Source organism: Arthrobacter sp. 179 (genome assembly GCF_052379645.1).
Classification (GTDB): Bacteria; Actinomycetota; Actinomycetes; order Actinomycetales; family Micrococcaceae; genus Arthrobacter_H.
Genome location: NZ_JBQSYU010000004.1, coordinates 74,455 through 94,471, shown reverse-complemented (window position 1 = coordinate 94,471; position 20,017 = coordinate 74,455). Strand labels below are relative to the sequence as shown.

Here is a 20,017-nt window from a genome sequence, read left to right as displayed (position 1 = left end):
TTAGTCGCCAGTGGGCATCGGCCGCACCTTCACCGTCGGCGCCGCGTTTTGCCTCAGTACCGTTTGGCGGCCTCGGGATGTTCGTGCAACTCCCGCTCGACCTCCTTATGGACCTTCTTCTCCATGTAGAAGGAGAGCAACGGCACCACCCCACCCAGGGCGATCGTGATGAACCTGCTGAAGGGCCAGCGCATCTTGGACCACAGGTTGAAGTCGGCCAGCAGGTAGACCACGTACATCCAGCCATGCACGATCAGCACGGTCGTGGACAGGTTCAGCGACCCGAGGTAGGCCTCGAAGGAAAAGGCATATTTGGCGATCATCTCCACGCACAGCAGCAGCAGCATCACGCCGGTGGCGTAGGCGAGCACCCGGTAGAAGGTGGCTGCCGTGCGGATTTGTGCCGGGGTTCCGGCGAAGCGGCGCTTGCGGGGTGCTGGGGCGGGTTGCTGGGTCACTGCTGGTCCTCGTGGTTCGGGGGGATGGTTGGTGTGTGGGCTTCGGCCAGGGCGTCTTCGATGTCCTCTTGTTGGCGGCGGTAGTCGTCGGCCACCAGACGCCACCAGAGGAAGACGGCAAAGCCGGCGAAGACGACCCATTCGATGCCATAGAAGATGTTCAGCCAGTTCAGCGGCTGTTCCTGGGGCTGGGGTCCGACGTGGACCTCGTCCAGTCCCACGGAGGCGGCCCCGGCATCCGCCCCGTCGGGCCCGGTGACCTCCGAGGCGACGATGAAGCCGCTATAGGAGGGCACGTCCCAGAGGTTGATGAGTTGGGCGACCGAAAGGGCGCGCAAGGACGGATCGTCATCGGGTTTCTCATCGACGGGAGCTTCGGTGGGCAGCAGCCGCCCGGTGACTTCCAGCTCGCCGGCCGGCGGCCGCGGCGGGGTCGTGGATTCGGACTGCCAGCCACGGACGACCGGAATCGTGTTGTGCCCCGGGGCGCCGTCGACGGCGAAGGCGGAAACCACCCAGTATCCCTGGACCCCCTCCTGGACACGCCCCCTGACCAGGACTTCCTTGTCCTTCAGGAAGTGCCCCTTGGCGCTGACGACCTGGTCGGCCACGGATTCGAACATCACTGTTTCGGGTTCGAAGTGATCGGTCAGCGGCACCGCCGTTTCGGTGGTGGATACCGGTGGTGGCGGGGCATCCTGGGATCTGGAGAACTGCCATTGGCTCAGCAGCACGAAGCCGCTCGCCAACAAAAGGGCCCCCACCAGAGCGAGGATCCATTTGGGCTTCAGGGCAGTCTTCAACACATACCCAACCGTACTTCGATTCTCTGTAGAAGAGCGAATGCATCGTCGGTATCCATCACCCAAAAATCACGTCAATAAGATATTGACATTGAATCAGCGTCAAGGAAATATTGACGCCATGCTTTCCTCCCCTTCCACCGATCACCGCTCGCGGACGACGAACCGCCGGATCCCCTGGGTCATCGCCGCGGTGACCATCGCCGTCCTCCTCGTGGCCGCACCACGGGCCCTGCCCGCCGCGGCACCGACCGGGGACCAGGATTTGGGAACCCGGATCGGCCACGGCCCCGAGGCTCCCGCCGGGAATTTCGCCGCCGCCGTCATCGAGGACGGTAAGATCGACTTCGCCGGACGCGGCGCCGATGAGCACACGGCCTTCGAACTCGGCTCCATCAGCAAGGTCTTCGGCGGACTGCTACTCGCCGATGCCATCGACCGTGGGGAGGTCAGCGCGGACACGACGCTGGGCGAGATCCTCGGCTACCCCGCAGACGGGTCGGGGGCCATCACCCTTCAACAACTGGCCACCCACACCTCGGGTTTGCCGCGCTTGCCGCTCTCGGTGCCCTTCTACGCCAAGACCCTCGCCTCGATATTCGCCAACTCGAACCCGTATACCCAGTCGGTCGATGACGTGATCGAGCTGGGGCGCACCGCACATCCGAAGGCCGATCCCGGATTCGCCTACTCGAATTTCGGGGCGGCCCTGCTGGGGCAGGCCCTGGCCCGGGTGACGGGCACCAGCTATCCGGCGCTGGTCGCCGAACGGATCACCGGCCCCTTGGGAATGGACCGCACGTGGGTCGAACCACTGGACGCCGCATCCGCCTCCGCGGACCGGGGCACGGCACCACGGTTGGCCACGGCCAGTGCTACAGGGCATCGGGCCACGGGACACGTGGCCGGCGCGTGGCCCGCCGGGGGCTTCGCCCCGGCCCTGGCCATCCACTCGACCGCCGGAGACCTGTCCCTCCTGGCCCAGGCCGTGCTGGATGGAACCGCCCCGGGAACCGACAGCTTGAATCCGGTGACCGCGGACGATAGCGGGGGGCAAGTGGGATTGGCCTGGATGACCACCGCGGAACCAGTCGACTCCCCCGCTAGTGGAGAAGTCGTCTGGCATAACGGGATGACCGGCGGATCCGCCTCGTATCTGGGCCTGCTGCCCGACGGAGAGCGTGCCGTCGTCGTGCTCTCCGCTACAGCCCGCGGCGTCGACGAAGCAGGACTCGGTCTCCTGGACGGAGGCAGCCGTTGAACACCTTCATCGCCTACGCGGTTCCTGTCATCCTGCTGGCCTTCACGGCCCCCTGGTGCTTTCGGATGTTGCGCACGAGGACGGCTGAACCGGCGCTGAACCGCATCTCCCAGTTGATGTCCATGACGGCCCTTGCCGCCTTGGGAATGGTGGCCCTCCGGGCCGACATCGTCCCCTCGTGGACCTGGTGTCCCACCGCGGTCGCCGTCGGCGTGGGTGCCGTTGCCCTCAGCGCCCGCTGGCCGACCCTGGTCCGGTCGGGCCCGGCGGACCGGCGGATCCGCACCGTCGTGTCGCTCGTGATCGAGAGCATGGTTCTGGTAGTGGTCTTATATGGACTCCTTCGCTAACGCCACGGCCGAGACGACGGCACGGGCCCGCCGTGCGGTCGAACTGGCCGGCCGGCTCGCGGACCCCCTCGAAGCGGACGGGGCCGTGACCGCCCTGCGGCAGGCCGAGGAGTTGAAGTACCTGGCCGATGATCTCCTGACCGCCGCGGCATCCCGGGCCCATGATGCCGGTCTGAGCTGGCAGGACATCGGCAACCAGTTGGGAATCTCCCGGCAGGCCGCCTACCAGCGGTTCGCCGTGGGCAACCCGGCCGACGACGAACGGCGGCGCGAGGACCACGCGCTCCTCGACCAGGTCCGGAGGCTATTCGCGGCCATCGATTCAGGCGGCCTTGAACGGATCGGCGCGGAATTCACCCCACGCATGCTGGCCCAGGTCCCCCCGTCCACCGTCACGGCGCTGTGGGCCGATGCCATCGGATCCCTCGGCCCCTTCGATCGGCTGACCGCAGCCACGGTGCGGCGCAACGGCTCCACCCGCTTCGTGCACTGTTCGCTGGTCTTTGCCGACGGTCTGCTCGATGGCCGGGTCGCCGTGGACCGTTCGGGCAAGGTCGCCGGTCTGCTGATCACCGACCCGGGGTTCACCCCGCCGGCCGGCTGACCCGGCCCGGCAGGTGCCGGCCGGCACCGGATCGACTAGACGTCGGTGAAGTCGACCGTGGAATTGATCAGATCGGCAATGACCTCGGCGTCGTAGGCTCGGCGCAGGGATTCACGGAAGGACGGCTTGACCAGACTGCGGGCCAGGGTGGCCAGGACCTGCAGATGCACCGAATAGCTTCCGGCGGGTGTCGCCAGGAGCAGCACGACCGTGGCCGGGCCGTCGACCGACCCGAAATCCAAGGAGTGTCCGAACGCCGTGATCCCCACGGCAATGGAGACCAGGTCGGCGTGTGCGGTCCGGGCATGGGGCATGCCGATCCCGCCGGGCAGCCCGGTGGCTAGTTGGTGTTCGCGCGAATTGACCTCGCCGACGAAGCCTTCCAGGTCATCGATCCGACCGGCTTCGAACAGTCTTCCGGCCAACAGCCGGACGGCCTCCTGCCGGTCGGCCGCCTCCATTTCCAGGACGACCAGTTCAGGGGTCGTGAGTTCATCGTTCTGTTCAGTCGCGGACGGGGACAATATCTTCAACATTCAGTCGTGTTTCATCGGCGGACTCGTCGTCGGGCTGCTCCTGGCTGGCGCGTTCGGCAGCCACGCGGGCTTCGTAGAACGCGACTTCGCGATCGCACTGCGCCTGGCTCCACCCCAGCAGCGGGGCCATGATCCCGGCGACGACCGGGGCCGCCGCCACTCCCCGGTCCCACGATTCAATGGAGACGCGGGTTCGGCGGGTCAACACGTCCTCGACGTGTCGTGCCCCTTCATGGGTGGTCGCGTAGACGACTTCGGCGGCCAGGTAGTCGTCCGCGCCGGGCAGCGGGCGGGCCAGATCCGGGTCGGCGGTGGCCAGGGCCAGCACATCGCGGGCCAGCGAACCGTAGCGGCCCAGCAGGTGTTCGACCCGGGAGACGTGCAGCCCCGAGGATTTGGCCATGCGGTGGCGGCTGTTCCAGCCCGCCTGGAAGCCCTCCGCCCCCAGCAAAGGGATCGTTTCGGTGCAGGAGGTCGGGGCGTTCAGGTCCATCGAACGCACCGCCTCGTCGATGGCATCGCGGGCCATGACCCGGTAGGTGGTGTATTTGCCGCCGGCGACGACCACCAGCCCCGGGACGGGGTGGGTCACGACGTGTTCACGGGAGAGCTTGGCCGTGGAATCGGATTCCCCGGCCAGCAGCGGGCGCAGCCCCGCATAGACCCCTTCGACGTCCTCGCGGGTCAATGGACGCTTGAGCACCTTGTTCACATGATCCAGGATGTAGTCGATGTCCTCACTGGAGGCCGCGGGATGTGCCTTGTCCAACGTCCAGGCGGTATCAGTGGTCCCGATGATCCAATGCCGTCCCCAGGGGATGACGAACAACACCGATTTCTCGGTGCGCAGGATCAGCCCGACCGTCGACTGGAAGCGGTCGCGGGGCACCACCAGGTGCACGCCCTTGGAGGCCTTGACCCGCAGTTGTCCCCGATCGGTCACCAGGTCCTGGGTTTCGTCGGTCCAGACGCCGGTGGCATTCACGATCTGCTTGGCCCGGACGGTGAACTCCTCACCGCTTTCCTGATCCGCGAGCCGGGCCCCGACCACGCGTCCGGCCTCGCGGACGAAATCCACGACCTTGACCCGGTTGGCCGCCACGGCGCCGTAGTTCGCTGCCGTGCGGACCAGATCCATGACCAGCCGTGCGTCGTCGACCTGGGCATCGTAATAGCGGATCGAACCGACGAAGGCCTCGTCCTTGAGGCTCGGTGCGCTGCGCAATGTCGCCTTCCGGCTCAGGTGCCGGTGGAAGGGCACCCCGCGGCTATGTCCTGAGGCCAGCGACATCCCGTCATAGAGGGCGATTCCCGCCCCGACGTAGGGGCGTTCGATGAAGCGCTTGGTCAGTGGATACAGGAACGGGACCGGCCGGACCAGGTGTGGTGCGATCCGGTCGATGAGCAGTCCACGTTCCTGCAGGGCCTCGCGCACCAGCGCGAAGTCCAGCATCTCCAGATAGCGCAACCCGCCGTGGATGAGCTTGGAGGATCGCGAGGACGTCCCGGCCGCCCAGTCACGGGCTTCGACGATGCCGACCTTCAGCCCCCGGGTGGCCGCGTCGAGGGCGGATCCGGCTCCGACGACTCCCCCACCGATGATCAGCAGGTCCAGTTCGGCCTCGGGCCCCTCCGTGGTCGCCCGCATCGTCTCGAGCGAGGCGGTGCGGAAGGTCGGGTCGAGCACTCCCCTGGTTGACGTGGATCCCGGTTCGCGGTGCTTCATCGGTGGTGTCATGCTACCCAGCTTCGTACGGGGAGACGACGACGTCAACGCGTTGGAACTCCTTCAGATCCGAATAACCGGTGGTGGCCATGGCCCGGCGCAAGGCGCCGATCAGGTTCGAGGTGCCGTTGGTGTGGCGCGAGGGGCCGAGCAGGACCTCCTCCAGCGGACCCACGGTTCCCACGCGGACCCGGTCGCCCCGGGGGCTGTTGTCGTGGTGGGCTTCGACACCCCAGTGCCAGCCGCGTCCCGGGGCCTCTTGGGCCCGGGCCAGGGCACTGCCGAGCATGACGGCGTCGGCCCCCATGGCAATGGCCTTGACGATGTCTCCGCTGGTGCCCAGTCCGCCATCGGCGATGACGTGGACGTAACGTCCCCCGGATTCGTCGAGGTAGTCGCGGCGGGCGGCGGCCACATCGGAGATCGCGGTGGCCATGGGGGCGTGGATGCCCAGGGCGCGACGGGTCGTGGCGGTGGCACCCCCGCCGAATCCGACCAGGACGCCGGCGGCGCCGGTACGCATCAGGTGCAGGGCCGGGGTGTATCCGGCGGCGCCGCCGACGATGACGGGAACGTCGAGCTCGTAGATGAACTGCTTGAGGTTCAGCGGTTCCTGGTTCTGCGACACGTGTTCGGCGGAGACGGTGGTACCGCGGATCACGAAGATGTCCACCCCGGCGTCGATCACCGTCCGGTAGTACTCCTGCGTGCGTTGCGGGGTCAGGGAGCCGGCCACCGTGACCCCTGCGTCGCGGATTTCCGCGAGCCGCGAGGTGATCAGCTCGGCCTGGATCGGCGCCTGGTAGAGCTCCTGCAGCCGGGCCGTCACCGCCGGGTTGACGTGTTCGCCCAGGGTCCTGTCGTCCTCGACCCTGGACTCCAGCGAGGCGATCTCCGCCAGCACCGGCTCCGGGTCCTCGTAGCGGGTCCACAGCCCCTCGAGGTTCAGGACCCCGAGGCCACCGAACCTGCCCAGGGCGATCGCCGTGGCCGGACTCATGACCGAGTCCATCGGGGCACCGATGATGGGGCTGCTGAACTGGTAGGCGTCGATCTGCCAGTTCACTGACACGTCCTGCGGGTCACGCGTGCGGCGGGTGGGGACGACGGCGACGTCATCCAGCGAGTAGGCGCGGACGCCTCGTTTTCCCCGGCCGATCTCAATCTCATAAGTCACCGGCTTAGCCTATCAGCGCCGCCACGCACGGGCCGGGCTTCGTGACTTGGGCCCCCTTCGTCGGCCGATGGCGGCCTCGGCGCCCCGCCGGCCCGAGGAGGGGTGACAGCCACGGCGTCCACAGCTACGCTCGGCTGCAGCGGGGGCCTTCGCCCAACCCTGCGCCGGCACGGCGCACCGGTTCGTCCCTCTTCGGGGCGGACACCAGCCAGGAGGAGATATGAAGTTCGGCATCGAGGAGGATCTCCTGTGCGTGGACCCGGCCACGGGCCGACGCGTCGAGACCGGTGATCCGGGAACCGGCAGCGAGGCCGACGAGGCGGAGCCGGATTCATTCATCTTCCGGACCGGCGCCGAGGCGCTGGAGGCGTTGTTGGAGGATCGCCGGGCGCTGGGGGCGCTGGCGGCCGACGGCGGTGCGATCGCCACGGGGTTCGGTCTGGTTCCCGCGCTGTCCCCCGCGGCGGACCCCTGCGCCCCCTCGACCGGTCGGGAAGGGGGTGCCCTGCGGATCCATCTTCCGGTTCCGACTCCCGAAGAAGGGGTCCAGGTCATGAACCACCTGCGTCGTTGGATGCCCGTCCTCATGGCCCTGGGCGCCAACTCGCCGCTTTGGAACACCGCCGACACCGGATACGCCAGCTGGAGGACGCTACGCAACCGGACCTTGCCCGTCCACGGCATCCCTCCGCACTTCTTCGGCGCCCGCGACTACACCGAACGCGTCGACCGGCTGCTGGAGAGTCCGGGCATCGACACCCAGGACCACGTCGGATGGGGAGCACGGCTTTCCCCCTTGCGCGGGAGCCTGGAGGTCCGCGCCATCGACATGCAGCTGACCGCCGGGGAATCAGTGCTTTTCGCCCTGCTGGTCCGCTCGCTGGCCGTGGAGGCACTGCACCGGTCCCCCACTCCCGATGGCATCACTCCCGAAGAGTCCGACGCCGCCACCTGGCATGCCGCCCGCCACGGCGTGGAGGGGGATCTGGTCGGGCTCCCCAGTTGCGAACGGTCCTCGCCCTCGGCACTGGCCCATCTGATGTTCGACACGGTCGAGGACCATCTGATCGGATTCGGCGATGCCGCCTATGTGTCGGCGGGTTTGCGGGAACTCCTGAATTCCGGGAACGGCGCCGCCCGCCAGCGCGTGGCCTTCGAGCACGGGGGAATCGCCCGGGTGGTCGAATTCGCCGGAGCCGAATTGGTCAGGGAAACGACGTGGTGAGCCGGTGAACCGCCGGCTCCGGCAGTAGTACCCCCAGTCGGACTCGAACCGACAACACAGAGATTTTAAGTCTCCCGCCTCTACCGATTGGGCTATGGGGGCCCGCAGCTAGATCCTACAAGAGCGTCGGCCCCCGGACGCCACACGGCGCCGCGTCCTTCCCGGGATTCGGGGGACGCGGCGCCGTGGGATGCCGGGTTCCGGCGGTGCCGAAGACTACTTGGCTGCGGCCTTGGGCTTCGGGGTGGCTGCCTCGACGAACCCGCGGCGCGGGGTCTGAAGATCGGCGATCTGGGTGATGTCGCGCTTGAACAGCAGGTTGGCGAACCAGTCGCCGGCCACGCGGAACTTGCGCTCGAACGTCGGCATGGCCATGCCGTGGTAGCCGCGGTGGGCGACCCAGGCCGGCACGCCCTTGAGCTGCAGGCCGAGGACCTTGGCGACGCCCTTGCCGGTGCCGAATCCGGCGACGGCACCCATGTTCTTGTGCTCGTACTCGCCCACCTGGCCCACGCCGTAGCGGGTGGCGTAGATGTTCGAGGCCAGCAGCTTGGCCTGGCGGACGGCGTGCTGGGCGTTGGGCACGCAGGTGCCGTCGGGCAGGCCGCCGGTGACATCCGGGACGGCAGCGACATCGCCGGCGGCCCAGGCGCCCTCGATGGGGCCGTCGTCGCCGGTGATGCGCAGATCGGTTCCAACGCGGACGCGGCCGCGCGGCTCGATCGGGAAATCGGTGGAGTGGACCATCGGGTTGGCCTGCACGCCCGCGGTCCAGACCAGGGTGTCGGTCTCGAAGGTCTCGCCGGGGGTCTTCTCCGGCATGTTCGTCAGCTCGAGCGTGCCGTTTTCGGCCTTGCCCAGCGACGTGTTCAGCAGGACCTCGATGCCGCGCGAGCGCATGTGCTCCACGACCCAGACGGCCTGTTCCTCGGTGACCTCGGGCATGATGCGGCCCATGGCCTCGACCATCACGAAGCGGATCTCGTCCTGCTCGACGCGGCTGGTCTTGGCGACGGCGGCGCGCACCAGGTCCTCGAGTTCGGTGATGGTCTCGATGCCGGCGAAGCCGCCACCGACCACCACGAACGTCAGGGCGCGACGGCGGGCTGCCGGATCGCTCATCATCGACGCGGTCTCGACACGCTCGAGGACCTTGTTGCGCAGGGCGACGGCCTCTTCGATGGACTTCAGTCCGATGCCCTCGTCGGCCAGGCCGGGGATCGGGAAGGTCTTGGTGATGGAGCCGGCGGCCATGACGACGTCGGTGTAGCCCAGTTCGAAGGGCTCCCCGTCGGTCGGGACGACGACGGCCTTGCGGTTGGCGTGGTCAACGGCGCTGACGCGGCCGGTGATCAGTTCCGCGTTGTCCAGGTGCGTGCGGTGGGAGACGGTCACGTGGCGGGGCTCGATCTTGCCACCGGCGACCTCGGGAAGGAACGGCTGGTAGGTCATGTAGGGCAGCGGATCAACGACCGTGACGACGCCGCCATGGGCCTTGACCTTGTTCTGCAGCTTCATTGCGACGTACAAGCCGACGTATCCACCGCCAACGACGAGGATGCGTGGGCGATCGGAAAGTTCAGGAGTGTTTGCCATGAGCCCATACTAACGCCATCAACCGCTATGTGAAAGTCTTCACTAGCGACTTTCCGGGAGATCATCGAAAGGATCCCGATCCGCCTCGGAGGCGGTCCATTCCGCATCCGCCACCGTCCCGGCCGCGGCGGCCAGGGCGGCCCGGTTCCGGCGTCGCACCGTGACCACATGCACACCGCCACCGACGATGATGATCAATGCCAGCGCGCCGAATCCGATGACCAGCACCGCCGGCAGCGCGCCGGCGGGATCCTCCGGGGCGACGGCCTCGGGGGCGGCCACCGCCGGGACGGAGGATTCCTCCTCGGGCTTGGCGCTGGGCTTGGAGGCATTGGGGCGGGTGACCTGGCCGCGGCGGTGGACGTGGATCCATTCGGCGATGGTGCCCAGCGGGTTCTGGTCCACCGAGGGGACATCGGTGGTCAGGGCGGCCTCGGCGTCCAGCAGACCGTAGCCGTAGAGGTTGTCCACCCCGGGCTCCCCCGCGTCCTCAGCGGTGGCCAGGATGCGCTGGATGACGTCGCGGGCCTTCATCTCCGGGTACTTCGAACGGATCAGGGCCGCGACGCCGGATACCAGCGGTGCCGCACCCGAGGTCCCTGACCAGTCGGCGTACCCGCCATCGGGCAGCCCGCCCACCAGCGGGTCGGCGGGGGCCGCCACGCCGATGCTGATTCCCTGCGTCGAGGAGTCCCAGCTGGCCTTGCCCTTCTTGTCGACACCAGCCACGGTCAGCACCCCGGGGATGGTTGCCGGCGCCCCGACCTGTTCCATGCCCCCGGCACGGTTCCCGGCGGCGGCGACGATGACGACGTCGTGCTCCTCGGCGTATTTGAAGGCCTCGTCCCAGCTGGTCGGCCAGCTCGGCGTCGTGGACCCCAACGACATGTTGATCACGTCGGCCCCCTGGTCCACGGCCCATTTCACCGCGCGCGGGACCTGCTCGCTGATGGGGACGCCCCCGGGGTTCTCCGACCCCAGCCACAGCGACCCCGAGAGCAGCTCCGCCTTCGGGGCCACACCGATGACGCCGTCGGGGCCGGGCCCGGGTTTGGGGATCTTCACCGGATCGGGTTTCTTCGGCGGATCCTCGTCGTCCTTCTTCGCGTCCTTCACGGCACGCTTCCAGGCAATGGTCTGCTTCTCGTCTTCTGCCTTGGCCTTCGCGATGGCCTTTTCGTTGTTTCCGTGTCCGGCCAGCAGGGTGCCCACCAGGGTGCCGTGCTCGGGCAGCGCGCCGAGGGGTTCGGTGCCGTCCTTGTTCCCTGCCGCGGAGAAGTCGCTGCCGCCGATGACGGTCCCGCTCAGATCGGGGTGCGAGTCGGCGATGCCGGTATCAATGACCGCGACGGTGACGTCCTCGCCCTTGGAGACCTTCCAGGCCTGCTTGATGCCGTAGTCCTTGAGCCAGTATTCGCTGTCACGGATCTGATCCGCCTGGGCAGCGGGGGCGGCGACCAGCAGCGTTGCCGCGGCCAGCAGGCTCGCCAGGAGGCCGGCGGTGGCACGGGTCGGACGTGACGTCACGGGCGGTTCCTTCAAGGGTCGGGGACGACGGCGGGAGGACGGCCTACTGCCGCGCCAACCCGAGGGCGATACCGTCCAGAATATCGTGTTCGCTGGCCACCGCGGTGCGCACCCGGTTTCCGGTCAGCTCGGCGACCCGGAGCAGGATGGTCCGGTAGATCAGCGCCCCGGCGGCAATGACATCGACCCGGCCCGGGTGCATGTACGGCAGTTGTTCGCGGCGGCGCCGCGAGAAGCCCAGGAATTCGCTGGCCGCGGCCTCGATGACCCCGACGGGCAGTTCGGCGCCGTCGATCTTCTCGGGCTGGTAGCTGTGCAGATCCAGCACATGAGCGGTCACCGTGGTGATGGTTCCGGCCACGCCGACCACCCGGTCCACTTCCTGCAGGGGCACGGTCTGCAGCACCGTGTCGATCTGCCGGTTGGCTTCGGCTTCCGCGGCGGCGATCTGCTCGGCCGTCGGCGGGTCGTCGGTGAGGAAGCGTTCGGCATAACGCACGCAGCCCATGTCCATGCTGATCGCCGCGCGCACGCCTTCGCTGCTGCCCACCACGAATTCGGTGGACCCTCCCCCGAGATCGATGACCAGGACGTCTTCCGTGTCGGCGGGCGGCCGGACCGACACGGCGCCGGCGAAGCTCAAGGCGGCTTCCTCCGAGCCTTCGATGACCTCGGGGGTGACGCCGAGCCGGGTGCGGACCCCGTCCATGAACTCATCCCGGTTCCCCGCGTCACGGGTAGCCGAGGTGGCGACGAACCTCACCCGCTGGGCACCGTGCCGGCCGATCAGTGCCGCATATTCATCCAGTGCCTCAAAGGTGCGCTCCAGGGCCTCGGGGGCCAGGTTCCCGGTGGCATCGACGCCCTGGCCCAGGCGCACGATGCGCATCTGGCGGGCCACGTCGAGCAGTCGGATCCGTCCGTCGTCGTCCTCGATGACATCGGCGATCAGCAGCCGGATGGAATTCGTTCCGCAATCGATGGCGGCAACCCTCATGCCTGGCCTCCTGGATCGTGTGGTGCGGGCTGTTGCCCGGTCGTTTCAGCGTGTTCGCGCGCCTGTCGGGCAGCGCTGCGCCGGGCCTTCTTCACGGCAGGGTCCTCGGCCTGGGTCTTGACGTGGCGGCTGCGGTCCTGTGCGGGAACGGGCGCCTCGGTATCCCAGGCCCCCCGGCAGTGGCACCGCTCGGCGGTCCACCATTCGGCGATTCCGGCAATGGCCTCATCGCCCAGCGGGTTGACCCCGGCCCCCGCGGAGAGCGAATGTCCCACCAGCACGTGCAGGCATTTCACCCGGGTCGGCATGCCGCCGGCGGACACCCCGTCGATTTCCGGGACGGCGCCGACTCCGGTGCGCCGGCCAATGGCATCGCGGGCCGCGAGATAGTCCTGGTGGGCCGCGGTGTAGGCGGCCGTCAGCGCCTCGTCCTGTCCCAGGCGTTCGGTCATCGTTGCCATCAACCCGGCGGCCTCCAGGCGGGAAACCGCGGAGGTGATGACCGGATGGGTGAGGTAGAAGGTCGTGGGGAAGGGGATGCCCGAGGCCAGCCGCGGGGCGGTGGTGGCCACCAGCGGATTGCCACAGAGGCACCGGGCCCCGATCTCCACCACATTGCGGGCCGGACGGCCGAGCTGACGACTCAGCGTGTCCAGGTCCCCGGGGGTGGGGACCCGCTGTTCGGCGTCCAGCGCCTCATGGCGCGGTGCGGTGGCGGGATGCTCCACGGATTCTCCTTCAGGAAATGATCAGTCGGTGGCCGAGCGTACAACGGTGTCCCAGAGGGAGTCGACCCACGGCAGGTCGGTCCGGACATCGCCCACGCTCTGCGGGCCCGCGGCGGAATCGTCGCCGGTGGCCCCGACCACCATGTACTTCTTCTCGCCCGGCATGACCAGGTTGATGCGGTTGCGGGCCTGGGCCTTGACGTAGGCCGGGTCGTCCCAGCGGGCAATCTGCGAGGTCAGCTCGGCCTGCTCCTGCTGCTTCTCGGCGATCGAGGCCTGCACTTCGGCGACCTCGGCCCGCTGGTCCATGTAGGTTCCGACGCTGGGTAGCAGCAGGACGGTCACCACGGCCAGGATGACCGCCAGGGTCAGCAACCGTCCGGAGAAGGCCCGGGCCGGGACCGGGGCACCGGCCTCGGTCGGGGCCTGCGTGGCCTCGGGTTCGCGGTGGCCGTTGCCGGAGCGGATCGCCCCGGAGAGTTCCGCGCGTTCGCGCAGCCGCTTCTCGCGGGGCCCGCTCGGGCGTGGCCCGGGACGTTTGCCGGCCGGAGTCGACTTCGCTGCCGACGGTGTGGCCGGTGCCCTCCCGCGGGAGGCCGGCGAGGATTTCGCCGGGGACTTGCCGCTGCCCGGGGCCGCCGGGGTACCTGGCTGCTTCCGCGCGGTGGAGGGCCCTGCGGGCTGCTTGCGGGCCGCCGGCTTATCGGGGGTGGGTTTCTTCGCCGCGGACCGGCCGGCCGCCGATGACGGGGACGGGGAATCCTCGGACGTGTTCCCGGGTCCGGGAGCGGCACCCATCGGGACGACCTTCTGCCGGTTGACCGCCGCCGGGGTGCGGGGGGCGGACGGTGCAGGAACGACGGCGTCTTCGTGGTCGCCGGAGGCGGCGGGGTCGTGCCCCGGCTCGGCAGGCCTGGCCCGTGGCATGTTGGGACGTCGGTTTGCCATGGGTGTCCTTCCGGTCTGCTCGGTGGGTCCGGGGGTGGGCCGGGTGCACGCGCCTGAAAGGCGTGAGGGGAACCGCCGGTGTCCGGCGACTCCCCTCAGCACTTTACGCGTTGCGGTGCGACCTTAGGCGGTGAAACGCGGGAAGGTCGCCTTTCCTGCGTAGAACGCGGCATCGCCGAGCTCTTCTTCGATGCGCAGCAACTGGTTGTACTTCGCGACGCGCTCGGAGCGGGCCGGGGCGCCGGTCTTGATCTGGCCGGCGTTGGTGGCCACCGCGATATCGGCGATCGTGGTGTCCTCGGTTTCGCCGGAGCGGTGCGAGGTGACGGTGGTGTAGCCGTTGCGCTGGGCCAGCGACACGGCATCGAGGGTCTCGGTCAGTGAACCGATCTGGTTCACCTTGACCAGCAGCGAGTTCGCCGTGGCGGAATCGATGCCCTTCTGCAGGCGCTCCGGGTTGGTGACGAAGAGGTCGTCGCCCACGATCTGGACCTTCGAGCCGATGGCGTCCGTCAGGGTCTTCCAGCCCTCCCAGTCGTCTTCGTCCAGCGGGTCCTCGAGGGAGACCAGCGGGAAGTCCTTGACGAGCTGGGCGTAGTAGTCGCTCATCTCGGCGGCCGTGCGGGAGGCCCCTTCGAACTGGTAGGTCCCGTTCTCGAAGAACTCCGAGGAGGCGACGTCCAGTGCCAGGGCGATGTCCTCGCCCGGGGTCAACCCGGCCTTCTTGATGGCGTCGATGATCAGTTCCAGGGCGGCCCGGTTGCTTTCCAGGTTCGGGGCGAAGCCGCCCTCGTCCCCCAGGCCGGTGGCCAACCCGCGTTCCTGCAGGACCGATTTCAGCGCGTGGTAGACCTCGACGCCCCAGCGCAGTGCCTCGGAGAAGGTGGAGGCGCCGACGGGCACGACCATGAACTCCTGGATGTCGACATCCGAGTCGGCGTGCGAACCACCGTTGAGGATGTTCATCAGCGGCACCGGCAGGACGTGGGCGTTCGGTCCACCCAGGTAGCGGTAGAGCGGCAGGTTGGAGGACTCGGCGGCGGCGGAGGCCACGGCCAGCGACACCCCGAGGATGGAGTTGGCGCCCAGCGTCGACTTGTTCGGGGTCCCGTCCAGATCGATCATGATCTGGTCGATGGCCCGCTGGTCGGTGGCGTCCTGGCCGATCAGGGCCGGCTGGATCGTGTCGATGACCGCGTCGACGGCCTTGGTGACGCCCTTGCCCAGGTAGCGGGACTTGTCACCGTCGCGCAGCTCAACGGCTTCAAAGGCTCCGGTGGAAGCGCCGGAGGGCACTGCCGCGCGGCCCAGCGAGCCATCGGAGAGCAGGACTTCGGCTTCTACGGTCGGGTTGCCGCGCGAGTCGAGGATTTCGCGAGCGTGGATGGCATCGATCAAGGCCATGGAAGGTACTCCTTCGTGGGTGGGTTGGGGGCCGTACACAGCATTGGATACGCGGGCACGTTGCCTCGCGTCCCAGCCTAGCCTGTGCCGGGTGTGGAGGAGGAAGTTGGTTGCGCGGCCGTCATGTAACGTGCGACGGCGGTGCGCAGGGACCGTTCGGCGTCCAATCCACGTTCGTGGGCGTCGGCGACGATCCCCAGGAGCAGCTCGCCGAGTTCGGCTTCAGTCTCCACCACCGCGGCGCCCGGCACCGGCGGGGCGGCCGGCGCCCCGGGCCCGCCGCTCCAGCGACGGGCCCGGCCGATCGTCTTATCGGCCAGGGCGAGGGCCGGAAGATGACGCGGCAGCGAGGAGAACGGGTCGGTGCGGGAGGGGTCCTCGGCGCGTTTGGCGGCATCCCAGGATTCGACGATCTCCTGGACGTCCTCGGGGTAGGTTCCGCGCAGGCTGCCGTCGCGGTGGAAGACGTGGGTGTTGCGGCGGATCATCTTTTCGCTCAGATGCGCGGCGATGTCGGAGAAGTCGAAGGCCCCCCGTTCGGCGGCGATCTCGGCGTGCAGGACCAGTTGCAGAAGCACGTCGGCCAGTTCCCCGCGCAATTCGTCGTCATCCTGGCCGGTTTCGATGGCCTCGAGCAGTTCGTAGGACTCCTCGACCAGGTATTCCACCAGCGAGGCATGGCTCAGTCCGGCGGTCCAGCGGCAGTGCCGGCGGAGGTCCGCAATGATGCCCATAAGGCGTTGCGGCTCCCCCGGCGTGCCCGGGCTCCCCCCGGGCCGGGCCCCGCTCATGATCGGTTCAGGCCTGGTCATCGTCCTGGTCATCGCCGTCGCCGGTCATCCCCGCATATTCGGCGTTGATGTACTCGACCAGGGCTTCGCGTTCCTCCAGCGGCAGGAAGGCCGCCTCGGCCGCGTTGAGCGTGAGCTCGAGCAGGTCGTCCAGATCGTAGTCGAATGCTTCGACCAGCAACTCGAACTCGCCCGAGAGGCTCGTCTCCGACATCAAGCGGTTGTCCGGGCTGATGGTGACGGTGAAACCCGTCTGGTAGAGCAGGTCGATGGGATGGGACTCGATGCCCTCGCCGAAGGCCGCGGTGGCCCCGGTCTGCAGGTTCGAGGACGGGCAGATCTCCAGCGGAATGCCCCGGTCGCGCACCCAGTTGGCGACCGGCCCCAGGGTGACCAGCCCGGTGTCCTCTTCGACCTCGGATCCGTCATCGTCGGTGCCACCGAACTGGATCTCGATGTCCTCGGCGATGCGCACGCCGTGGCCCAGCCGTTCGGCCCGCCCGGTCAGCAGGGCATCGACTATCGAATCCACTCCCGCGGCTTCGCCGGCGTGGACGGTGGTGGGGAAGAAGTTCGTGGCCAACAGATCGAAGGCCTCCTTCATCCGCGAGGGCGGGAACCCGTCCTCGGCACCGGCGATGTCGAAGCCGACGGCCCCGTTGCCGCGATGGCGCAACGCCAATTCGGCGATCTCCACGCCTCGATCGGCATGGCGCATCGCGGTGATCAGCTGGCCGACCTGGATGGGCCGGCCACTACCGGCGACGGTTTCAACCCCTTCGTCCAGGCCCTGCTGCACGGCCTGGACGGCTTCGTCCAGGCTCAGCCCGCCGGCCAGATGCTGTTCGGGGGCCCAGCGCACTTCCCCGTAGACGACGCCGTCGTCGGCGAGGTCCTCAACGAATTCACGGGCCACCCGGACCAGGTTCTCGTGGGTCTGCATGACCGCCACGGTGTGTTCGAAGGTTTCCAGGTAGCGCGGCAACGAACCGGAGTTCGCCGATTGGCGGAACCATTCGCCCAGGGCGACCGCGTCGGTGGAGGCCAGTTCATGGCCTGCCGCGGCGGCGAGTTCGATGATGGTGGACGGACGGAGTCCGCCGTCGAGGTGGTCATGCAGCGAGACCTTCGGCAGGCTGCGGAAGTCGAATTCGGGGTCATAGGCGGTATGGATCAGCTCTTCACTCACGTACCCAGCGTACTGGGCGGGGCAACGCAGCGGAACCACTGAATCCCGGGAGCCCGGGACGGCGTTGCCGCGGCTCAGTGCCCCCGCTCGGCGGGGACTTCCAGCAGCGGGGGCGCCGGCTGGGCGTCCGGGGCCTGCGGGTCCGTGCCAAGCCGGCGCCGCAGGACATTGAGGACCCGGTCCACGATGAAGCCGAACACCATGGCGATGGCTATGGACAGGCCGATCCCCAGCAGCGGGTTGTCCTTCATCCAGTGGCCGCCGACGGCACCGATGGTGGTGGAGTAGGCACTCCAGGTCAGGCATCCCAGCACGTCGAGCAGGGTGAAACGGCGGCGGGAGAACCGGGTGGCCCCGGCGGTGAAGTTCACCGCCACCCGGCCGACGGGGATGTAGCGGGCCGTGAAGATCAGCAGGGCGCCCCGTCGTTCGAGTTCCCGTCGGGCGAAGGCGAAGGTCCGTCGCGTCCGTGGACGACGCATCCAGCGGAACCGATCCAGGCCGATCCGCCGGCCGAACCCGTAGGCGATCTGGTCCCCGGCCATCGCCCCGGCCGCTCCGACGACGCCCAGCAGCAACAGCGACGGGGACCCCGAGGCCACCGCGACGGACGCCAGCGCCACCAGCAGCGACTCGCTGGGCACCACCGGCATGAACCCGTCGATCAGGCAGAGCAGGAAGAGCAACGGCAGGATCCACCAGGCGGTCGAGGCATGGAGGATGACCTCGTTGACGATCTCCATGAGGCAGGGTCCCTTGGCTGGAATTATTCCGTCTTCCGGTGGACGACGGCGGCCGCACCCGGTCTTCGTCGGGTGATGCATCCAGTCTGGCCCATCGGACCCGGCCGTGGCCTCCCACCCCGGGATGATTACGGGTCCGACCCGGGTCATCCCCGAGGTCGGCGGACACGCAACCCGGCGGAGCGGCTATTCGGCGATCCGCTCCAGGATCAGGCGTTGGCCGTTCCTGCTGCCTTCGGCGCTGATCACCGCTGCCGACTCCAGTGCCTCCAGGGCCCTGCCGAATTTCTCGGGGGTGTCGGTCAACAAGGTCATCAGCGGTTGGCCGCGGCGGACCACGTCTCCGGGTTTGGCGTGCAGGCGCACCCCGGCCCCGGCCTGGACCTCGTCCTGCCGACGGGCCCGCCCGGCACCCAGCCGCCAGGCCGCCACCCCGACGGAGAGGGCATCGAGTTCGGTGAGCACCCCTTCGGCCTGGGCGTACACGGTCTCCGATTCGCGGGCGACCGGCAGGGCGGCGGCCGGGTCCCCTCCCTGGGCGGAGATCATCTTGTGCCAGACGTCCATGGCACGGCCGTCGGCCAGCGCGGCCGCAGGGTCGGCGTCGTGCACCCCGGCGCCGGCGAGCATCTCCTGGGCCAGCTTCACCGTCAGTTCCACCACATCGGCAGGTCCGCCTCCGGCCAGGACGTCCACGGATTCGGCGACCTCGATCGCGTTGCCGGCGGTGAGCCCCAACGGAGTGGCCATGTTGGTCAGCAGCGCCACCGTCTTGACCCCGGCGTCGGTGCCCAATCCCACCATCGTGCGGGCCAGTTCGCGGGCGTCCTGTTCGTTCTTCATGAACGCCCCGGATCCGACCTTGACGTCGAGGACCAGGGTCCCGGTGCCCTCGGCGATCTTCTTGGACATGATCGAGGAGGCGATCAGCGGGATGGCTTCGACGGTTCCGGTCACATCACGCAGGGCGTAGAGCTTCTTATCGGCCGGAGCCAGCCCCGTCCCGGCCGCGCAGATCACCGCACCGCAATCGGAGAGCTGGTCCATCAGGGCCGCAGTGGACAGCGAGGCGTTCCATCCGGGGATGGATTCGAGCTTGTCCAGGGTTCCGCCGGTATGCCCGAGGCCACGGCCGGACAGCTGGGGTACCGCGACCCCGAAGGCCGCCACCAACGGGGCCAGCGGCAGGGTGATCTTGTCCCCCACCCCGCCGGTGGAGTGCTTGTCCGCGGTGGGCTTGACCGCCCCCGCGGGGGTGCGCAGCGAGGAGAAGTCCATGCGTTCGCCCGAGTTGATCATCGCCGTCGTCCAGCGGGAGATTTCCGCCCGGTCCATCCCGTTGAGCAGGATCGCCATGTTCAACGCCGCCATCTGTTCCTCGGCGATGACCCCGCGGGTATAAGCGTCGATGGTCCAGTCGATCTGTTCGGGACTCAGCGTCCCGCGATCGCGTTTGATGCCGATGATCTCGACCGCGTCGAAGTGCTCGGTGCTCATGCTGGACCTTTCGTCGGTGCTCCGGCCGGATGGCCGGAGCTAGTGCAACAGGGTTTCGGGGCCGAAGGCGTCGGGCAGGACCTGGTCCATGGTGGCGATCCCGCGGACGGTCATCAGTTCCATCCCGGGTCCACGGTGTTCGTAGAGCAATTGCCGGCAGCGCCCGCAGGGCATCAGGATGTTGCCGGTTCCGTCCACGCAGTAGAACGCGCGCAGCCGGCCGCCCCCGCCCATATGCAATTGTCCGATCATGGTGCATTCGGCGCAGAGGACGACCCCGTAGGCGGCGTTTTCGACATTGCAGCCGCTGATGATCCGCCCGTCCTCGGTCACTGCCGCCGCCCCGACCGGGAACTTCGAATACGGGGCGTAGGCGTGTTCCATCGCCGCGGTGGCCGCGATCCGCAGGCGTTCCCAGCCGGCGGGGTCCAGCGGCGTCGTCGGAGGGTGGGGCACG

20 protein-coding genes and 1 tRNA gene are annotated in these 20,017 nt (G+C 68.4%); 4 read left to right on the top strand and 17 right to left on the bottom strand.

What is annotated here, in order from left to right:
• Positions 1 to 53: 53 nt before the first annotated feature.
• Positions 54 to 458 (bottom strand): DUF3817 domain-containing protein, encoded by a 405-nt coding sequence (locus tag ACT3UE_RS03980; protein WP_444554246.1) that lies wholly within the window; start codon positions 456 to 458, stop codon positions 54 to 56.
• Positions 455 to 1,264, bottom strand: coding sequence for an SURF1 family protein (locus ACT3UE_RS03975; protein ID WP_444554247.1), 810 nt, complete (start codon positions 1,262 to 1,264; stop codon positions 455 to 457). Before ACT3UE_RS03975 ends, ACT3UE_RS03980 begins: the two co-directional genes overlap by 4 nt.
• A gap of 118 nt (positions 1,265 to 1,382) precedes the next feature.
• Between ACT3UE_RS03975 and ACT3UE_RS03970 the strand changes: the two genes are divergently transcribed.
• Genes ACT3UE_RS03970 through ACT3UE_RS03960 form a run of 3 tightly spaced genes read left to right on the top strand, consistent with a single transcriptional unit; the run spans position 1,383 to position 3,476 of the window.
• On the top strand, positions 1,383 to 2,522 hold the full coding sequence (locus tag ACT3UE_RS03970; RefSeq protein ID WP_444554248.1) for a serine hydrolase domain-containing protein: 1,140 nt from the start codon (positions 1,383 to 1,385) through the stop codon (positions 2,520 to 2,522).
• The gene (locus tag ACT3UE_RS03965) at positions 2,519 to 2,872 is read left to right on the top strand and encodes a hypothetical protein (protein ID WP_444554249.1); all 354 of its coding nucleotides are present in this window, start codon (positions 2,519 to 2,521) and stop codon (positions 2,870 to 2,872) included. Before ACT3UE_RS03970 ends, ACT3UE_RS03965 begins: the two co-directional genes overlap by 4 nt.
• Positions 2,856 to 3,476 carry a hypothetical protein gene (locus tag ACT3UE_RS03960; RefSeq protein ID WP_444554250.1) on the top strand — a complete coding sequence of 207 codons (621 nt, stop codon included), beginning with the start codon at positions 2,856 to 2,858 and terminating at the stop codon, positions 3,474 to 3,476. The genes ACT3UE_RS03965 and ACT3UE_RS03960 overlap by 17 nt, the downstream gene beginning before the upstream one ends.
• Positions 3,477 to 3,511: 35 nt before the next feature.
• Here ACT3UE_RS03960 and ACT3UE_RS03955 read toward each other — a convergent pair whose 3' ends face one another.
• Genes ACT3UE_RS03955 through ACT3UE_RS03945 form a run of 3 tightly spaced genes read right to left on the bottom strand, consistent with a single transcriptional unit; the run spans position 3,512 to position 6,915 of the window.
• Positions 3,512 to 4,012, bottom strand: coding sequence for a PTS sugar transporter subunit IIA (locus ACT3UE_RS03955; protein WP_444554251.1), 501 nt, complete (start codon positions 4,010 to 4,012; stop codon positions 3,512 to 3,514).
• Positions 3,981 to 5,750, bottom strand: a complete 1,770-nt coding sequence (locus tag ACT3UE_RS03950; protein ID WP_444554252.1) for a glycerol-3-phosphate dehydrogenase/oxidase — start codon at positions 5,748 to 5,750, stop codon at positions 3,981 to 3,983. The genes ACT3UE_RS03955 and ACT3UE_RS03950 overlap by 32 nt, the downstream gene beginning before the upstream one ends.
• 1 nt (position 5,751) lies before the next feature.
• Positions 5,752 to 6,915, bottom strand: a complete 1,164-nt coding sequence (locus ACT3UE_RS03945) for a GuaB3 family IMP dehydrogenase-related protein (protein WP_444554253.1) — start codon at positions 6,913 to 6,915, stop codon at positions 5,752 to 5,754.
• 220 nt (positions 6,916 to 7,135) lie between these two features.
• On the opposite strand from ACT3UE_RS03945, the gene ACT3UE_RS03940 reads away from it, so the two are divergent.
• Complete coding sequence (locus ACT3UE_RS03940) at positions 7,136 to 8,140, top strand: carboxylate-amine ligase (protein ID WP_444554254.1); 1,005 nt, start codon at positions 7,136 to 7,138, stop codon at positions 8,138 to 8,140.
• Between the two features lie 28 nt (positions 8,141 to 8,168).
• On the opposite strand, the gene ACT3UE_RS03935 is transcribed toward ACT3UE_RS03940, so the two are convergent.
• The 12 genes from ACT3UE_RS03935 to ACT3UE_RS03880 all read right to left on the bottom strand — a co-directional run bounded on the left by ACT3UE_RS03935 (position 8,169) and on the right by ACT3UE_RS03880 (position 20,016).
• Positions 8,169 to 8,242: transfer RNA gene (locus tag ACT3UE_RS03935), tRNA-Leu, on the bottom strand.
• Positions 8,243 to 8,356: 114 nt separating this feature from the next.
• Positions 8,357 to 9,736 (bottom strand): NAD(P)/FAD-dependent oxidoreductase, encoded by a 1,380-nt coding sequence (locus tag ACT3UE_RS03930; protein ID WP_444554255.1) that lies wholly within the window; start codon positions 9,734 to 9,736, stop codon positions 8,357 to 8,359.
• 42 nt (positions 9,737 to 9,778) lie between these two features.
• The gene (locus ACT3UE_RS03925) at positions 9,779 to 11,263 is read right to left on the bottom strand and encodes a S8 family serine peptidase (protein WP_444554256.1); all 1,485 of its coding nucleotides are present in this window, start codon (positions 11,261 to 11,263) and stop codon (positions 9,779 to 9,781) included.
• Positions 11,264 to 11,306: 43 nt separating this feature from the next.
• Positions 11,307 to 12,260, bottom strand: a complete 954-nt coding sequence (locus ACT3UE_RS03920; RefSeq protein WP_444554257.1) for a Ppx/GppA phosphatase family protein — start codon at positions 12,258 to 12,260, stop codon at positions 11,307 to 11,309.
• Positions 12,257 to 12,988: a DUF501 domain-containing protein gene (locus tag ACT3UE_RS03915; RefSeq protein WP_444554258.1), complete on the bottom strand. Its 732-nt coding sequence runs from the start codon at positions 12,986 to 12,988 to the stop codon at positions 12,257 to 12,259. The genes ACT3UE_RS03920 and ACT3UE_RS03915 overlap by 4 nt, the downstream gene beginning before the upstream one ends.
• Positions 12,989 to 13,009: 21 nt before the next feature.
• Positions 13,010 to 13,936, bottom strand: a complete 927-nt coding sequence (locus tag ACT3UE_RS03910) for a septum formation initiator family protein (protein ID WP_444554259.1) — start codon at positions 13,934 to 13,936, stop codon at positions 13,010 to 13,012.
• Positions 13,937 to 14,059: 123 nt separating this feature from the next.
• Positions 14,060 to 15,340 (bottom strand): phosphopyruvate hydratase, encoded by a 1,281-nt coding sequence (eno, locus tag ACT3UE_RS03905; protein ID WP_444554260.1) that lies wholly within the window; start codon positions 15,338 to 15,340, stop codon positions 14,060 to 14,062.
• A 77-nt stretch (positions 15,341 to 15,417) separates the two neighbouring features.
• Positions 15,418 to 16,152: a MazG nucleotide pyrophosphohydrolase domain-containing protein gene (locus tag ACT3UE_RS03900; RefSeq protein WP_444554261.1), complete on the bottom strand. Its 735-nt coding sequence runs from the start codon at positions 16,150 to 16,152 to the stop codon at positions 15,418 to 15,420.
• Positions 16,139 to 17,320 carry an adenosine deaminase gene (locus ACT3UE_RS03895; protein ID WP_444554262.1) on the bottom strand — a complete coding sequence of 394 codons (1,182 nt, stop codon included), beginning with the start codon at positions 17,318 to 17,320 and terminating at the stop codon, positions 16,139 to 16,141. Before ACT3UE_RS03895 ends, ACT3UE_RS03900 begins: the two co-directional genes overlap by 14 nt.
• A 74-nt stretch (positions 17,321 to 17,394) precedes the next feature.
• A complete protein-coding gene (locus tag ACT3UE_RS03890) occupies positions 17,395 to 18,063 on the bottom strand; it encodes a DedA family protein (RefSeq protein WP_444554263.1) in 669 nt (222 codons plus the stop codon).
• Between the two features lie 186 nt (positions 18,064 to 18,249).
• Positions 18,250 to 19,560 (bottom strand): thymidine phosphorylase, encoded by a 1,311-nt coding sequence (locus ACT3UE_RS03885; RefSeq protein ID WP_444554264.1) that lies wholly within the window; start codon positions 19,558 to 19,560, stop codon positions 18,250 to 18,252.
• Positions 19,561 to 19,599: 39 nt separating this feature from the next.
• The gene (locus ACT3UE_RS03880) at positions 19,600 to 20,016 is read right to left on the bottom strand and encodes a cytidine deaminase (RefSeq protein ID WP_444554265.1); all 417 of its coding nucleotides are present in this window, start codon (positions 20,014 to 20,016) and stop codon (positions 19,600 to 19,602) included.
• Between the last annotated feature and the right edge of the window lies 1 nt (position 20,017).

Coding starts and splice junctions, on each gene's coding strand:
- ACT3UE_RS03950 (WP_444554252.1), bottom strand. CDS start 5,750: ATGACACCACCGATGAAGCACCGCGAACCGGGATCCACGTCAACCAGG.
- ACT3UE_RS03960 (WP_444554250.1), top strand. CDS start 2,856: ATGGACTCCTTCGCTAACGCCACGGCCGAGACGACGGCACGGGCCCGC.
- eno (WP_444554260.1), bottom strand. CDS start 15,340: ATGGCCTTGATCGATGCCATCCACGCTCGCGAAATCCTCGACTCGCGC.
- ACT3UE_RS03920 (WP_444554257.1), bottom strand. CDS start 12,260: ATGAGGGTTGCCGCCATCGATTGCGGAACGAATTCCATCCGGCTGCTG.
- ACT3UE_RS03955 (WP_444554251.1), bottom strand. CDS start 4,012: ATGTTGAAGATATTGTCCCCGTCCGCGACTGAACAGAACGATGAACTC.
- ACT3UE_RS03910 (WP_444554259.1), bottom strand. CDS start 13,936: ATGGCAAACCGACGTCCCAACATGCCACGGGCCAGGCCTGCCGAGCCG.
- ACT3UE_RS03890 (WP_444554263.1), bottom strand. CDS start 18,063: ATGGAGATCGTCAACGAGGTCATCCTCCATGCCTCGACCGCCTGGTGG.
- ACT3UE_RS03940 (WP_444554254.1), top strand. CDS start 7,136: ATGAAGTTCGGCATCGAGGAGGATCTCCTGTGCGTGGACCCGGCCACG.
- ACT3UE_RS03930 (WP_444554255.1), bottom strand. CDS start 9,736: ATGGCAAACACTCCTGAACTTTCCGATCGCCCACGCATCCTCGTCGTT.
- ACT3UE_RS03885 (WP_444554264.1), bottom strand. CDS start 19,560: ATGAGCACCGAGCACTTCGACGCGGTCGAGATCATCGGCATCAAACGC.
- ACT3UE_RS03900 (WP_444554261.1), bottom strand. CDS start 16,152: ATGACCAGGCCTGAACCGATCATGAGCGGGGCCCGGCCCGGGGGGAGC.
- ACT3UE_RS03970 (WP_444554248.1), top strand. CDS start 1,383: ATGCTTTCCTCCCCTTCCACCGATCACCGCTCGCGGACGACGAACCGC.